General features: G+C 68.0%; 13 protein-coding genes and 1 pseudogene. 6 read left to right on the forward strand and 8 right to left on the reverse strand.

Features of this window, described 5'->3' with window-relative positions:
- Window positions 1–208 precede the first annotated feature (208 nt).
- The 5 genes and pseudogenes from ACEN9K_RS18900 to ACEN9K_RS18920 all read left to right on the forward strand — a co-directional run bounded on the left by ACEN9K_RS18900 (window position 209) and on the right by ACEN9K_RS18920 (window position 4844).
- The gene (locus ACEN9K_RS18900) at window positions 209–1327 is read left to right on the forward strand and encodes an ABC transporter substrate-binding protein (protein WP_495634845.1); all 1119 of its coding nucleotides are present in this window, start codon (window positions 209–211) and stop codon (window positions 1325–1327) included.
- A complete protein-coding gene (locus ACEN9K_RS18905) occupies window positions 1324–2178 on the forward strand; it encodes an ABC transporter permease (RefSeq protein ID WP_144600238.1) in 855 nt (284 codons plus the stop codon). Before ACEN9K_RS18900 ends, ACEN9K_RS18905 begins: the two co-directional genes overlap by 4 nt.
- Window positions 2154–2908 (forward strand): annotated as a pseudogene (locus tag ACEN9K_RS18910) (ABC transporter ATP-binding protein). Before ACEN9K_RS18905 ends, ACEN9K_RS18910 begins: the two are co-directional and overlap by 25 nt.
- 24 nt (window positions 2909–2932) lie before the next feature.
- Entirely contained in the window at window positions 2933–4309 is a 1377-nt protein-coding gene (locus tag ACEN9K_RS18915; RefSeq protein ID WP_018770618.1) for an LLM class flavin-dependent oxidoreductase, read from the forward strand.
- A 112-nt stretch (window positions 4310–4421) separates the two neighbouring features.
- Window positions 4422–4844, forward strand: coding sequence for a universal stress protein (locus ACEN9K_RS18920; protein WP_018770619.1), 423 nt, complete (start codon window positions 4422–4424; stop codon window positions 4842–4844).
- A 77-nt stretch (window positions 4845–4921) separates the two neighbouring features.
- On the opposite strand, the gene ACEN9K_RS18925 is transcribed toward ACEN9K_RS18920, so the two are convergent.
- The 6 genes from ACEN9K_RS18925 to ilvD all read right to left on the reverse strand — a co-directional run bounded on the left by ACEN9K_RS18925 (window position 4922) and on the right by ilvD (window position 11214).
- On the reverse strand, window positions 4922–5317 hold the full coding sequence (locus tag ACEN9K_RS18925; RefSeq protein ID WP_134165516.1) for a (R)-mandelonitrile lyase: 396 nt from the start codon (window positions 5315–5317) through the stop codon (window positions 4922–4924).
- 44 nt (window positions 5318–5361) lie between these two features.
- Window positions 5362–6603: an MFS transporter gene (locus tag ACEN9K_RS18930; RefSeq protein ID WP_495634846.1), complete on the reverse strand. Its 1242-nt coding sequence runs from the start codon at window positions 6601–6603 to the stop codon at window positions 5362–5364.
- A 70-nt stretch (window positions 6604–6673) separates the two neighbouring features.
- Window positions 6674–7582: a DUF817 domain-containing protein gene (locus tag ACEN9K_RS18935; RefSeq protein ID WP_495634847.1), complete on the reverse strand. Its 909-nt coding sequence runs from the start codon at window positions 7580–7582 to the stop codon at window positions 6674–6676.
- Window positions 7575–8393, reverse strand: coding sequence for an oxygenase MpaB family protein (locus tag ACEN9K_RS18940; protein ID WP_495634848.1), 819 nt, complete (start codon window positions 8391–8393; stop codon window positions 7575–7577). Before ACEN9K_RS18940 ends, ACEN9K_RS18935 begins: the two co-directional genes overlap by 8 nt.
- An 82-nt stretch (window positions 8394–8475) precedes the next feature.
- A complete protein-coding gene (locus tag ACEN9K_RS18945; RefSeq protein ID WP_018770624.1) occupies window positions 8476–9249 on the reverse strand; it encodes a hypothetical protein in 774 nt (257 codons plus the stop codon).
- 105 nt (window positions 9250–9354) lie between these two features.
- Entirely contained in the window at window positions 9355–11214 is a 1860-nt protein-coding gene (gene ilvD / locus ACEN9K_RS18950; protein ID WP_495634849.1) for a dihydroxy-acid dehydratase, read from the reverse strand.
- Window positions 11215–11299: 85 nt separating this feature from the next.
- On the opposite strand from ilvD, the gene ACEN9K_RS18955 reads away from it, so the two are divergent.
- Complete coding sequence (locus ACEN9K_RS18955; RefSeq protein ID WP_018770626.1) at window positions 11300–12142, forward strand: helix-turn-helix transcriptional regulator; 843 nt, start codon at window positions 11300–11302, stop codon at window positions 12140–12142.
- 87 nt (window positions 12143–12229) lie between these two features.
- Here the strand turns inward: ACEN9K_RS18955 and ACEN9K_RS18960 are convergent, their stop codons facing one another.
- Both ACEN9K_RS18960 and ACEN9K_RS18965 read right to left on the reverse strand, forming a co-directional pair.
- A complete protein-coding gene (locus tag ACEN9K_RS18960) occupies window positions 12230–13177 on the reverse strand; it encodes a polysaccharide deacetylase family protein (protein ID WP_495634850.1) in 948 nt (315 codons plus the stop codon).
- 62 nt (window positions 13178–13239) lie between these two features.
- Window positions 13240–14790, reverse strand: coding sequence for a purine-cytosine permease family protein (locus tag ACEN9K_RS18965; protein WP_144600233.1), 1551 nt, complete (start codon window positions 14788–14790; stop codon window positions 13240–13242).
- Between the last annotated feature and the right edge of the window lie 65 nt (window positions 14791–14855).

Consider the following 14855-nt stretch of genomic DNA (forward strand, 5'->3'; position numbering starts at 1 on the left):
TCGCAGCGTTTAGCCTCCATTGCGTGCTGCTGGCCAACGCCCTGCGGACCGTGCTTGAGTGTTTTCACGGCACCGGCCAGGCCGTAAGCACCAGCCCAAAGCGCGGGCACGCCGCCGCGCCGACGGCCCCACCCACCTCCCACGTCCACCCGGGCACACACCCCGGGTGCCGTCGTCGTACCCGGAATCTTTCCCCGAAAGGAACACCATGTCCTTCCCAGCACCCCCGCCCCACTCCAGCCCCGGCTCCCCGGCATTCACCCGCCGCCGTGCGCTGGGCGCACTTCTGGCGATTCCCGCCGTCGGCCTGCTGTCCGCCTGCGGCGGGACCGCCACCGCAGGCGGAGCCCGCATCAGCCAGGGCGCCCTGGAACCGCTGGCTGCCTCGGTGCCTGCCGGGACCACCATCAAGGTGGGCGATCCCAGCATCAAAGTGGCGCTGGAACTGTCCGGCCTGATCAAGGACCTGGACGGCTTCACGGTGGAGTTCGCCAACATCTCCGGCGGCCCGCAGACCACCGAGGCGTTCCGGGCGAACGCCCTGGATGCGGGGTCCGTGGCGGACATCCCGCCCATCCACGCCACCTGGACCGGCCTGGACGTCCGCATCATCGCCGCGGGCTACCGCCAGGATGCCGTGAACCATCCCATTTATGAGCTGGGCGTCGCCCCGGGAGCGGGCATCAGCCGCCTGGAAGACCTGCGCGGCAAGAAAGTGGCCTACAGCCCGGGCCAGGCGCAGGGTGCGCTGGTGCTGCGGATCCTGGACAAGGCCGGGCTCAGGCAGGAGGACGTCAAGCTGGTGGAGCTGCCCAGCACCGGGGACGCCTACGCCACGGCGCTGGCCAGCAAACAGGTGGACGCCGCTCCCCTGGGCGGGGTCCAGATCAAACGCTACCTGGCCAAGTACAAGGCCGACGGCGCCACCACCATCCGCCACGGGCTGCGCGATGATCCCAGCCTCCTCTACTCCCCCGCCAAGGTCCTGGCCGATCCGGCCAAGGCCGCCGCCCTGGCCGCCTACGTGAAGGTCTGGGGCAAGGCGCAGCGCTGGATCGAAGACCACCCGGCGCAGTGGCTTGACGGCTACTACGTCAAGGACCAGGGCCTGTCCCGCGAGGACGGCCAATACCTGATCGATGCCACCGGCAAGCGCGACCTGCCCACCGCCTGGACCGAAGCGATCGCCAGGCACCAGGAAACCATCGACCTCCTGGCCCGCGAGCAGAAGAAGCCGCAGCTGACGGCGGCCGACCTGTACGACACCAGGTTTGAAGCCATCGCCGGCACGGCATTTGCGCCCGCCGGGAAGGCAGGTGCCGCTTGAGCACCGTACTGGACCGGCCCGTGGTGGCAGCCCACCAGGATCCGGCACCGGCAGGGCGGCCGGATGTGCGGCCCGCAGGGAAGCGACTGGGGCCCGGACGACGCCGGCAGCTCGCCTGGGTGGGCCCGTCCGCCTTGCTGCTGCTGTGGACAGTCTCTTCCGCAACAGGGCTCCTGGACCCGCGCATCCTTTCCGAACCCTGGACCGTGGTGGCCACCGCCGGTGAGCTCATCGCGGACGGCCGGCTCCAGGAGAACCTGGCCATTTCCGCCCAGCGCGCCGGCCTGGGGCTCTTCTTCGGCATCCTGGTGGGCGCCGTCCTGGCGCTCCTGTCCGGGCTGAGCCGGGTGGGTGAGGCCCTCATCGACGGGCCCGTGCAGATCAAGCGCGCCATCCCCGGCCTGGCCCTGATCCCGCTGCTGATCCTGTGGTTCGGCATCGACGAGACCATGAAGGTCCTCACCATCACCCTGGGCGTCTTTGTCCCGGTGTACCTGCAGACGCATGCGGGCCTGCGCGGCATCGACCTGCGCTTCGTGGAGCTCGCACAGACCGTGGGGCTCAGCCGGGCCGGCTTCATCCGCAAGGTGGTCCTCCCCGGTGCCCTGCCCGGGTTCTTCCTGGGCCTGCGCTTCGCCGTGACCGGCGCCTGGGTGTCCCTGGTGGTGGTGGAGCAGATCAACGCCACCAGCGGCATCGGCTACATGATGGAGCTCGCCCGCACCTACGGCCAGACCAACATCATCGTCCTGGGCTTGGCCGTCTACGGCATCCTTGGCCTCCTCTCCGACGGCATTGTCCGCTTCATCGAACGAAAGGCCCTCTCATGGCAGCGCACCCTGGCGGGCTGACCGCCATCGGCCCCGCACGTCCCGTACGTTCCGCCGTTTCCGTCCGCGGGCTTATCCGCAGCTTCGGTACCAAGAGTGTCCTGAACGGCGTTGACCTGGACATCGCCCCCGGCGAGTTCGTGGCCCTGCTGGGACCCAGCGGCTGCGGCAAAAGCACCCTGCTGCGCGCCCTGGCCGGCCTGGACCACGACGTCCGGGGCAGCGGCGTGATCAGCGTCCCGGACCGCGTCTCCGTGGTTTTCCAGGACTCGCGGCTCCTGCCCTGGGACAGCGTGCTGGGCAATGTCACCCTGGGCGTCCGGGAGCACGACGCCGAAGCCCGCGCCCGCAAGGCCCTCGCCGAAGTGGGGCTCGCCGGACGTGAAAAAGCATGGCCGCACCAGCTGTCCGGCGGCGAACAGCAGCGCGTGGCGCTGGCCCGTTCACTGGTCCGCGAACCCCAGCTGCTGCTGGCCGACGAGCCGTTCGGCGCCCTGGATGCGCTGACCCGGATCAGGATGCACGGGCTGCTCCAGGACCTGGTGGCCACCGCCCAGCCGTCCTGCTGGTCACGCACGACGTGGACGAGGCCATCGCGCTTGCAGACCGGATCGTGGTCCTGGACCACGGCCGCATCGCCACCGTCCGCCCGGTAACGCCGGAGATCCGCTCCTCCGCCGATGCGGCCGGGCATGAAGCCCTCCGCCGCGGCCTCCTCACCGATCTTGGCGTCGTCGGCGCCACCCACTGAACCACCAGACCCGAAGGACTACCCATGACTTCCAATAACCCTCCCCGGCGCCGGCTCCACCTGAACGCGTTCCTGATGAGCACCGGCCACCACGAGGCCTCATGGCGGCTGCCGGAAAGCGATCCGCAGGCCAGCACGGATATTGGGCACTACAAGTTGCTCGCCCAGACTGCCGAGCGCGGCAAGCTGGACTCCATCTTCTTTGCCGACTCCCCCGTCCTGTTCGGCGAGGTGGGCCGCCGTCCTGCCGGCAAGCTCGAGCCCACGGTGCTGCTGACGGCGATCGCCGGCGCCACCGAACGGATCGGGCTGATCGCCACCGCGTCCACCACCTACAACGAGCCCTTCAACCTGGCCCGCCGCTTCGCGTCCGTGGACTGGGCCAGCGGCGGACGGGCAGGGTGGAACGTGGTGACCACGGCCGGCCCGGACGCCGCCCGCAACTTCGGCGTGGACGACCAGCCCGCCCACGCTGTCCGGTACGAGCGCGCCGCAGAGTTCATCGAGGTGGCGCAGAAGCTGTGGGACAGCTGGCAGGACGACGCCGTGCTGGCCGACAAGGCCGAAGGCGTGTGGGGTGACGCGGACAAGATCCGGGCCATCGACCACGAGGGCAGGCACTTCAAGGTCCGCGGTCCCCTGAACGTTCCCCGCTCACCGCAGGGGCACCCGCTGATCGTCCAGGCGGGCTCGTCCGAGGACGGCAAGGACCTCGCTGCCCGGTACGCGGACGCCGTCTTTACCGCCCACCAGACCCTTGCCGATGCGCAGGAGTTCTACCGCGACCTGAAGGCCCGCACCGCGGCCGCCGGCCGTGATCCGGAGGCCATCAAGATCCTGCCGGGCATCGTGCCGGTCATTGGTGCCACAGCGGAGGAAGCCCAGGAGCTGGAGCGCGAGCTGGACCGGCTGATCAAACCCGAATACGCCCGGATCCAGCTGGCCAAGACCCTGCGCGTGGACCCGGAGGACCTGCCGCTGGACCGGCAACTGCCGGACAACCTGCCCAGCGAGGATGAGATCGAGGGCGCCAAGAGCCGCTACACCCTGATCGTCCAGCTGGCGCGCCGGGAGCAGCTCACCGTGCGGCAGCTGATCGGCCGCCTGGGCGGCGGCCGCGGGCACCGCACCTTCACCGGCACCCCGGTGCAGGTGGCGGACGCCATCCAGGAATGGTTCGACGGCGGAGCGGCGGACGGCTTCAACATCATGCCGCCGGTGCTCCCGTCCGGGCTGGAAACCTTCGTGGACCAGGTGGTGCCCATCCTGCAGGAGCGCGGCCTGTTCCGGACCGAATACACGGGCCGGACCCTGAGGGAGCACTACGGCCTGCCACGGCCGGCCAACCGGTACGCGGGGGCGTCCGCCGCCGGCCTTGCCTCGATTGGATCCGCGTTCTGACTGCCGGGATCCATGAGACGGTGCCCCAGGCCGTGTGATACGAGGGCCCGGGAGGGGTAGTCCCTAGACTGGCAGTGAACATTAAGGCCAGGACTGGACGAAGGAGCAGGACATGAGCGGTGTAATCGTTGTAGGTGTGGACGCCAGCCCGTCCGCACGGAAGGCTGCGGAAGTGGCGCTGGGGCTGGCGGAGTCGCTGGGAGCGACACTCCATGTGGTGACCGCCTTTGAAATGGAGAACGCCGAAACCTTCGGGGTGGGCTCGGACAAGGTGCGCATCTCCAACGCGGACAGCTCGGAGATGGTGGCAAAGTCGCTCGGCGCCTCGCGGCCGGGAGTGGAGATTACCCACTTCGCTGCCCGCGGCAAGCCGGCCGATTCCCTCATCAAGGAAGCCATCCGCCTGGATGCCCGGCTGATCGTGGTGGGCAACCGCAGGATGCGCGGCATCGGCCGGCTCCTGGGCAGCGTCGCCAACAGTGTGGCGCACAATGCCCCCTGCGATGTCTACATCGCGAACACGTACGAGGACTGACCTGCTCCACACACAAGGAGGGCGGACGACGGCGGGAACTCCCGGCGTCGTCGGCCCTCCTTGTGCGCAACGGTCAGTTACGCCCCGTACTCCTCATCGGTCACGTGGCGGAGCCAGGTGACAACCTGTCCGTTCCCGTCGGCTTCCTGCATGGCGATGTGTGCCATGAACCGCTCAGGGGTGGCCCCGTGCCAGTGCTCCTCGCCGGGTTCGATGTAGACCACATCGCCGGGGCGGATTTCCTGGACCTCGCCGCCGCGGCGGGCCACCAGGCCGATGCCGTCCGTCACGTAGAGGGTCTGGCCCATGGGGTGGTGGTGCCAGGCGGTCCGGGCGCCGGGCGCGAACCGGACGTGCGCGCAGCCAATGGCTGACTGTTCATCCGGATTCCGGATCCCGTCGATCTGGACCGTACCCGTGAACCATTCCTTGGGCCCGGCCGCCGTCTGGCCGCCGCTCTGGGTGTACTTCATGTTCTCCTCCTGGTGGTTCGGGTAGATGGGAAGGTGTGCGTTGGTCATGCTGCCTGCCCGGGGCCGGCAGGCGTGGCCCGGGACGTCACGAAGGCCAGGACGGACGCCGCCGCAAGGACCGCTGCGGCCACCAGGAAGGTGACGCGGTAGCCGGCCCAGTCGAACAGCACTCCGCCCAGCGTGGATCCGATGGCGATTGATGTTTGGATGACGGCCACCATCAGGCCGCCGCCCGCCTCCGCGTTGTGGGGCATCGCCTTCGCAATCCAGCTCCACCAGCCCACCGGCGCGGACGTGGACATCAGGCCCCACAGGCCCAGGAGAACCACGACGGCGGCGATCCACCCGCCGGAGGGAACGAGCGCTGCGGCAAGGACCGCCATGAGCGCCGGAATAAAGACCAGCGTCCGGTACAGTCCGGTGCCGAGAAACCGGCCGATCAGCAGGGTGCCTGCAAATCCCGCCGCACCGATGACCAGCAACACCAGGGACACCATGCCCGCATCGACGCGGGTCACCGTTTCCAGGAACGGGCGGACGTAGGTGAACAGGACGAACTGCCCCATGAAGAAGGCGCCGCAGGCGGCCATGCCCCAGGCAATCGGCCGGCTCTTGAACGCGGCGAAGATCCCGAAGATGTTTCCCGCCGCACGCGCCTGCCTTTGGACGTTCATGGACGGCAGGCTGATCCACTGCCAGAGAAGCGCGAGCACGGCCACCGGCACCAGGCAGAAGAACGCCCCGCGCCAGCCGATGACGGAGCCAAGGTAGCTTCCCAGCGGTGCAGCCAGCACGGTTGCGAGGGCGTTGCCGCCGTTGAAGATGGCCAAGGCCCGCGCCACCTGGTGGGCCGGCACCAGCCGCATGGCGGTGGCTGCCGACATGGACCAGAACCCCCCGATCACCACGCCGATGAGGGCGCGGCCGATCATGAAGAGCAGGTACCCAGGGGCCGTGGCCACCAGCGCCGCGGAGGCGGCCATCAGCGCCGTCAGGCCCAGCAGCAGGGTCTTGCGGTTTATGCCGCCGGCCAGAGTGGACACGGACAGGCTGGTCAGGACGGCCAGCACGCCGGAGACCGCGATGCCCTGTCCCACCATGCCCTCGGAAACCTGCAGTTCCGATGCCATCGGCGTGAGCAGGCTGACCGGCATGAACTCGGAGGCGATCAGCGCGAAGACGCACAGCGACATCGCGAAGACGCCTCCCCAGTGGGCCTGCTGGTGCCCGGGGATGCCTGGTCGCTGCTGCCCGCTGGTGTTGATGACGGTTGTTTCGGAGGCCATAGCCTCCATCAAAGCGCGCTTCCGAAGCCCTAGCGAGGGCCCTGCTGAAACGGGTCTTGGCAGACCCCCCTTACCGCAGCACAGCGGACGACGGGGCCTCCCGCCGCCCTCCCGTGGCCGCCACCGGGGGCTGCGGCTTGTACACCCAGGCCACCAGCACTACAGAGATGATCATTAGCAGGAACCAAGCCACGAGTTTTTCAGGGCCCACCGGGTGCCAGCCGTCCACCTGGCTGGGGTAGAGCCAGGCGCCGGACCAGGTGGCGATGTTCTCGGCGAGCCAGATGAACAGCGCCACCAGCAGGAAAGAGACCGGCAGCGGCATGTGGAACTCCCGGCGGAACACGCGGAAGTGCATGACGCACCGGCCGTAGATGAGCACGACGGCGGCGAGCAGCACCCAGCGCAGGTCCCAGATGTAGTGGTGGGTGAAGAAGTTGGCGTAGATCGCGGCGGCGAGGACGGCGGTGATCCAGCGCCGGGGGTAGGCGGCGAACTTCAGGTCGAACAGCCGGTAGACGCGCACCATGTACGAGCCCACGGCGGCATACATGAACCCGCTGAAGAGCGGCACGGCCCCGATGCGCAGGAAGCCTTGGGCATCGTAGGACCACGAACCCACGTCGGTCTTGAACAGCTCCATGACGGTCCCCACCAGATGGAACAGGACGATGACCCGCAGTTCCCGCAGGGTTTCCAGCTTGAACGCCACCATCAGGATTTGGATGACGACGGCGGCGATCGTCAGGAAGTCGTTGCGCGCCAGGCCGGCAGTGTCCGGATACCAGATCCTGGCGGCCATGAGCACTGCCAGGAGCGCCGCGCCGAAGATGCAGGCCCAGCCCTGCTTGAGGCCAAAGACCACGAACTCAGTGAGTCTTGTTTTGCCGCCGCCGGCCGGAGCAGTTGCCAGGAACCTCCTGGCCCGTTCGTCGATCCGCTGCTCCACCGGTGGTGAACCGCGTCTGGGGCTAGGCACTGATCCCCTGGCGCTGGCTTGGCCGGGTGTTCCTCTTCAGGTCCCTGTCGAGTTCGCGCAGGCAGTAGTTCTTGAACCAGTACCTGATGCCCCGCGGCAGCCGCGGGTAGGCAACGGCCAGGATGCGAAAGGTGCGGTTGAAGCGCCGTTCGTGCCGGTCGCTCCAGCCGAGGCCGAAGTCTTTCCGCAACTGGTGGGGAAGGAGTCCGGCGGTGAGGAACCTGGCAGGGGGGATGATGGCCCGGTACCACAGGGCTGTGTGCTTGGGAAACAGCAGGCCGCGTCCAACGCGGACCCCGGGGGCCTCCGCGTGCAGGGTGGAGACGTGTTCGGCCCAGTCGCGGCCGAACTCCGCCCTGTCCTTGGGCCACATGCCCGGCGGAAGCTGCAGCGCGGTGCCGATCCGCGCGTAGTCCAGGTACATGGCGTCGGCAGCTGCATCGTCCAGCGGGCCGTAGATCTTCTCGATGATGGTCAGAGCGGTGTCGTAGAGTGTGGCTACCACCCAGAGCTGCAGTTCCGGATCATAGGCGTTGTACCCGGCGGACGTTTTGTCCGCAGTGCCGTGCACCGGAACATGAGCCCGGTTAACCCTGCGGCGGACCTCGTTAACCTGGGCGTCGTTTCCATAGACGACCGCGTAGACATACGTCAGTGTGCCTTTGAGCCTGTTGACGGGGCGCTCAGTGAACGTGCTGTGTTCCGCCACGCCCCGGCCAATGGCCGGATTGGCAAGCTGCAGCAGAATGGCCCGCCCTGCCCCAGCAAGCAGGATGCCTTCCGCCCGGTAGTCGGAAAATTCCTGCACCATGTCAACAGGGTACCGTCACGGCAGGACGGCAGGACCGGACCTTTGGCCCGTTGACAAGGGGCCAGGCCCACGTATCGTCCGGTCAGCGGTTTACCGGCCGCAGCGAGGTGATCATTCTCTTGATGTCCGCGTACTCGGCCGTGTCCCGGTACTTCCGCGCCAGCTCAAGGTACGGCAGTGACTGGTCGCCGGGTGTCGCGTTGATTTCCGGGTCGTAGGAGGCGCCGAACATGGCAGCGTTGGGCGGCCACCGGAAAAACTGGAAGATGGGGCAGGCGTCGGGACCGCTCGGCGGAGGGCCGGACGTAATGCCGTAGCCGGCCGCCGGGGTGCGGTACATGCCCGGCGCCGCGGCGTTTGCGCGGGTCTCGAACACGAACTGCGGCACCACGCCGCCCTGGACCAGTACCGGGATGTCCGCGCTGTCCAGGACTTCATACGGGTACCTCTCGGTACACGTGGAGCCGGTGGCCATGTTGGTCCGCAGCGTTGCCATCACCTTTCCGGCCTGGTTCCGCACCTCCGCAAAGGCCCCTCCGCCCTCCGCCAACTCCCCTGCCGGATCCTTGACGCTCCAGGCGGCAGGTAAGTCGAACGCCATGGCGCCATCCGCCGTCGTGAACGTGGTCCAGGCAGCCGCGGCAGAACCGGCCGCAGAAGTGCCGGGCGCGGCTGTTGGTGTGGAAGGGACGCTCGACGGCGTCGGCCCGGCGGCCGTACCGGTGGCCGTTGCTGACGTGGCGGCAGAGCCCGCCGTGGATGGCGAGGGCTGTGGACTTCCCGGCTGCGGTGAGCAGCCGGCCAGGAACAGCATTGCCAGGGCCGCTGCCGAAAACGCCGTGATGAGCCTGCGCACCACACCCTCCTTTGGGCCTGCCGATGACCCTTCAAGTGTGGCGCGCCGGCCCCGGGCGGGGGAGGGCCGGAGGACCTGCTTCTCCCCTCTCCCGCCGCGGACGCCTTACCGCTCTACCAGCGACACATCCCGTACTGCGCCCTTGTCCGCGGACAGGGCCATGGCGGCGTAGGCGCGCAGTGCAGCGGAGACCTGGCGGTCCCGGTCCTTGGGCTTGTAGCCGCCGTTGACCTCCAGCTTCTCGCGGCGTTCGGCCAGGATCTCGTCCGAGACCTCAAGCTGCATGGAACGCTGCGAGATGTTGATGCTGATGATGTCACCGTCCTCCACCAGGGCGATGGCGCCGCCGGAGGCAGCCTCCGGCGAGATGTGCCCGATCGACAGGCCGGACGTGCCGCCGGAGAAACGGCCATCAGTGATGAGGGCGCACTTCTTGCCCAGGCCGCGGCCCTTGAGGAACGACGTCGGGTAGAGCATTTCCTGCATGCCGGGACCGCCGCGGGGGCCTTCGTAACGGATGACCACCACGTCGCCTTCCTTGACGGTCTTGTTCAGGATCTTCTCCACGGCTTCATCCTGGGACTCGCACACCACGGCCGGGCCCGAGAAGGTCCAGATGGACTCGTCCACGCCGGCGGTCTTCACCACGGCGCCGTCCACTGCGACGTTGCCACGGAGCACGGCCAGGCCGCCGTCCTTGGAGTAGGCGTGCTCCACCGAGCGGATGCAGCCTTCTGCGGCGTCGGTGTCCAGGGAGGTCCACTCGTTCGACTGGGAGAACGCGGTGGAGGAACGGACGCCGCCGGGAGCGGCGTGCCACAGGGCCTTTGCTTCCTCGGTGGCTTTGCCGCCCCGGATGTCCCAGTCATCCAGCCAGCCGTCCAGGTTATCGGAGTGCACGGAGTGGACGTCCTTGTGCAGGAGGCCGCCTCGGTTCAGCTCGCCCAGCAGGGCGGGGATGCCGCCGGCGCGGTGCACGTCCTCCATGTAGTAGGTCTTGTCCTTGGCCACGTTCGGAGCCACCTTGGCCAGGCAGGGCACCTGGCGGGACTTGGCATCCATCTCGGCCAGGCCGTAGTCCACGCCGGCCTCCTGGGCGGCGGCCAGCAGGTGCAGGATGGTGTTGGTGGAGCCGCCCATGGAGATGTCCAGGGCCATGGCGTTATCGAAGGCCTTCGCGGTGGCGATGGAGCGCGGCAGCACGGAGTCGTCGTCGCCGTCGTAGTAGCGCTTCACCAGCTCGACGACGGTGGCACCGGCCTTCTCGTACAGGGCCTTGCGTGCGGTATGGGTGGCGAGCACGGACCCGTTGCCCGGCAGGGACAGGCCGATGGCCTCGGTGAGGCAGTTCATTGAGTTGGCGGTGAACATGCCGGAGCAGGAGCCGCAGGTGGGGCAGGCGTTCTCTTCGATGAGGTTGATGTCGGCATCGGAGATGGACTCGTCCACGGCATCGGCAATCGCGTTCACCAGGTCCAGGGAGCGGACGGAGCCGTCGGTCAGGGTCACGCGCCCTGCTTCCATGGGGCCGCCGGAGACGAAGACCACGGGGATGTTCAGGCGCAGCGCGGCCATGAGCATGCCGGGGGTGATCTTGTCGCAGTTGGAGATGCATACCAGGGCGTCGGCGCAGTGTGCGTTGACCATGTACTCCACGGAGTCGGCGATCAGGTCGCGGGACGGCAGCGAGTAGAGCATGCCGCTGTGGCCCATGGCGATGCCGTCGTCCACGGCGATGGTGTTGAACTCGCGCGGCACGGCGCCGGCGGCGAGGATCGCGTCGGAGACGATCCGGCCCACGGGGGCGAGGTGGGTGTGGCCGGGGACGAACTCGGTGAAGGAGTTGGCCACGGCGATGATCGGCTTTCCGATGTCCGAGTTGGCGACGCCGGAAGCGCGCAGCAGTGCGCGGGCGCCGGCCATGTTGCGGCCATGGGTGACTGTTTTAGAGCGAAGTGCAGGCATGCCTACCATCCTGCGGGCTCATGGGCCGGGGTGGAAGACGCTTTTGATACTAGTAGTAGGAGTACCAGAGTAATAGTATTTCCGGGTGAGTGATCCCGGACGGCGCAAGGAACTTGGCCTCTTCCTGCGCGCCCGCCGCGACCAGGCGCTGCGGGCCGACTATGGCCTGCCGCCGATCGGCCGCTCGCGCGACCGGGGATTGCGCCGCGAGGAGGTGGCTTTCCTCTCCGGTGTCAGCGTCACCTGGTACACCTGGCTGGAGCAGGGCAGGGACATCAGCCCCTCCCGCCAGGTCCTGGAGGCCGTCAGCCGTGCGCTGCATCTTTCCACCACCGGCCTTGGCTATGTCCTGTCCCTGGGCGGGTATGCGTCCGCGGCGCCCTCGGGCCCCGCCGCCGATACTGCTCCGCCCCACATCCAGCGGCTGCTGGATGCACTTGATCCCAATCCGTCCTTTGCCCTGTTCCCGGACTGGGGCGTAGCCGGCTGGAACAAGGCCTATGCCGCGCTGTACCCCAACATCGCCACCGTGCCCCCGGCGGACCGGAACCTGCTGTGGCTGGTGTTCACCGACCCCTACGTCCGGGACCTGCTCCCGGACTGGGACACCACCAGCAAGCGTTTCCTTGCCGAATTCCGCGCCGAAACCGGACAGCGGCTGGGTGATCCGGACATCCAGTACCAGGTGGAACGGCTCAAGGAGGCAAGCCCCGAGTTCCGCCAGGGCTGGGACCTGTACGACATCCTGGGCTTCGAATCCCGCGAGCGGCTCTTCCACCACCCCGCCGTCGGAGTCCTCCAGCTGGAACACCACCAGGTGTCGCCTTCGGACCGGCCGGACCTGCACATCGTTGTCTACACGCCCGCCCCGGGCAGCGGCGCCGCAGCCCAGATGCAGTCCCTGATGACCACGGCTGACCAGTCGTAAACAACCGAAAGCGGCCGGCGGCTGGAACTCCCGCCGTCGGCCGCTTTCCTCGCCCGGGTCGCTGGGCCCGGACGCTACCCCAGGACGCTAGGCCAGCACCCCCTGCCGCACCAAGGCGGGCTGGAACTGTGCACCCGCGCCCGGGAATACCGGCACGTCGATCCGAGCGTGGGTGTGGACCTCCGTCACGGTTTCCTTGGTGTGCCGGGCAATCTGTTCCATGGTGGTTACCCACATGCCGTCCATCGCCTTAACCCGCTCGATCAGCTGCTCCAGCGCCACCGCCTTGGACGGCCGGCCGGAGATGAACGGGTGGTTGGTCAGCACGAAACAGCTGCCCTGGGAGTGGTGGGCCTCGGCTTCAAGGGTCCACATCTCCAGGACCTTGGCCGGGCTCTCGATCACCCCGCTGCCCGTCACGCCGGGATAGAACGCGTACTGCTCCCAGTCGTCAAGGGTCCAGTCCACCGGAATCTCCACAATGTCCCGGGGATCATCGGCGGCGACGGCGAAGCGGTAGGGGGCGTCTCCGTCGAGCAGGCTGGAATCGTAGAGGAAGCCGCGGTCGGCCAGCAGGCCCGGCGAGTGCCAGTTCAGCTCCCACCACGGTGCCCGGTAGCCCACCGGCCGGACTCCGGCCACCGTGGCCAGGGCCTCAAGGCCCCGGTCGATGTAGCTTGCCTCGGTGGCGGCGTCGATGCCCTGCATGGGTTCGTGCAGGTAGCCGTGGTGCGCCACTTCATGACCACTGTCCACGATCTGCCGCACCACGTCCGGGTAGGACTCGGCGGTGAAGCCCGGGATGAAGAAGGTGGCCTGGATGTCCTGGCGCGCCAGGATGGCCAGGAGCCGCGGCACCGCGATTTTGGGGCCGTAGGACTGGTGGCTCATCAGGGACATGCGCCGGGTGCTGGTGGGGTTGTGGGCGATGGTGCAGGACTCTGCGTCCACGTCGAAGGTGAAGGATGCGGCGGCCTTGGCGCCGTCGGGCCAGATGATGGGGTGCAGCGGGTCTGCGATGGCGGGCTGGTTCATGGGAAATCCTTTCGGCGGGCGCAGTGCGCCCGCCAGGTGCTGGGGAAGAAGGGCAGGGCCGTTTAGAGGGCGGGAAGGGCGGGCGCGCTGTCCGCTGCCTTGCCGTCCGCTCCAGGGGCGCTGTCCGCCGCCTCCTTGATGCGGGGCTGCAGGGCCAGGTAGCGGATGTGCTGCCGCGGCCCGAGGATGGCGTACACCCCGGCGCTGGTCAGTCCACCGGCCAGCCAGGACAGGTCCCAGCCGCCCAGCGCCACCGCGATGGGGCCCTGCATGATGGGGATCAGGCCGTACATGAAGAGCCACGTTGCGAAAATCCCGGCCACCAGGGAGATGACACCGGCCCAGTTGACGCCGGGCAGCCGCTTGGTGCCCACGGCGTCGAACAGGCGCTCCGGCTCGCCCGGCCAGCGCTTGTCCAGCCAGAAGTAGTGCACCAGCATGATGCCGCCCCAGGCGGCCACCCAGGCCACCAGGCCAATCAGCCAGGCGTCGAGTACCGCGGCGAAGTCCTCCTGGAAGATGAAGAAGACGACGGCGGCCAGCGAGAAGACGCCGACGAACAGGTTGAGCTTGCGGCGGCTGATGGAGATATCCAGTGCCTGGGTTGCGACGGAGAACGTATAGATGTTGAGGATGTTGGTGGCGATGGGGCCGTGGAGCACCATGAGCAGCACCGGCAGCGCCATGGCGCCGAAGTTGAGGACGATCAGCTTGCCGGGGTCGATCTCCCCGGAGTTGGTGGCCAGGCTGGCGCCCAGGACACCCAGCCAGACCACCGGGATGAACTGGCCAAGGACCGAGGCGAGGTAGACCTTCTTCTTGGGGACGCTGGTGCTGACGAACCGGGAGTAGTCCGCGGCGTAGGTGAACCAGGTGATGCCCCAGCCGATGCCGATGGCGGTCATGACGGCGCTCATGGCGGCGATCCGCTCCGAGCCTTCCAGGATGGCGCCGGCCGGTCCGGCGTAGCCCCAGTCGATGTCCATGCCGAACCAGGCGACGGCCGACATGACGGCCAGGATGAGGATGGTGGGCGGTACGGTCCATTTTTCGAAGGCCGCGATGGCCTTGTAGCCGAACCAGGCGATGGCTACCTGCAGGGCCATGATGAAGGTGGCGACGCCGATCTTCCAGGCGTAGTTGGGGGCTTCCGGGTCAACCCACCCAAGGGTTCCGAAGAGCGCCATGACCAGGTCCAGGATGATCCAGGTGTTCACCGCGCACCAGCCGATGACCAGGAGGGCCTGGATGGCGGCCGGGAGGTAATTGCCGCGCCGTCCGAATGCGGCGCGGGCCAGGACCATGCCAGTGGCGCCGGTCTTCTGGCCCAGGAGGACGAAGCAGCCAAAGAGCAGCATGCCGATCAGGTTGCCCAGGACCAGGACGGTGACGGTGTCCGCCAACCCGAGTCCCAGCTGGATCCCGAGTGCCCCCAGCACCCAGTTGATGGGTGCCAGGTTGGCGCCCGCCCAGATCCAGAACTGGCCGGAAACCTTGCGTGTGCGTGCTGATTCGGGGATGGGCTGGAGCCAGGCTTCGTGGTCCACGGCGTTGTGGTCCTGCGTGGCCTGGCCGGGCTGGCCGTGCGTGGCTGGTGAAAGCTTTTCTTGCATGGGGGCCTCCGTGAGGTGGATAAGTACCAAAAGGCTATGTGGCCCCCATCACAAGGAACAAGATA

Source organism: Pseudarthrobacter sp. Pseusp20 (genome assembly GCF_059492155.1).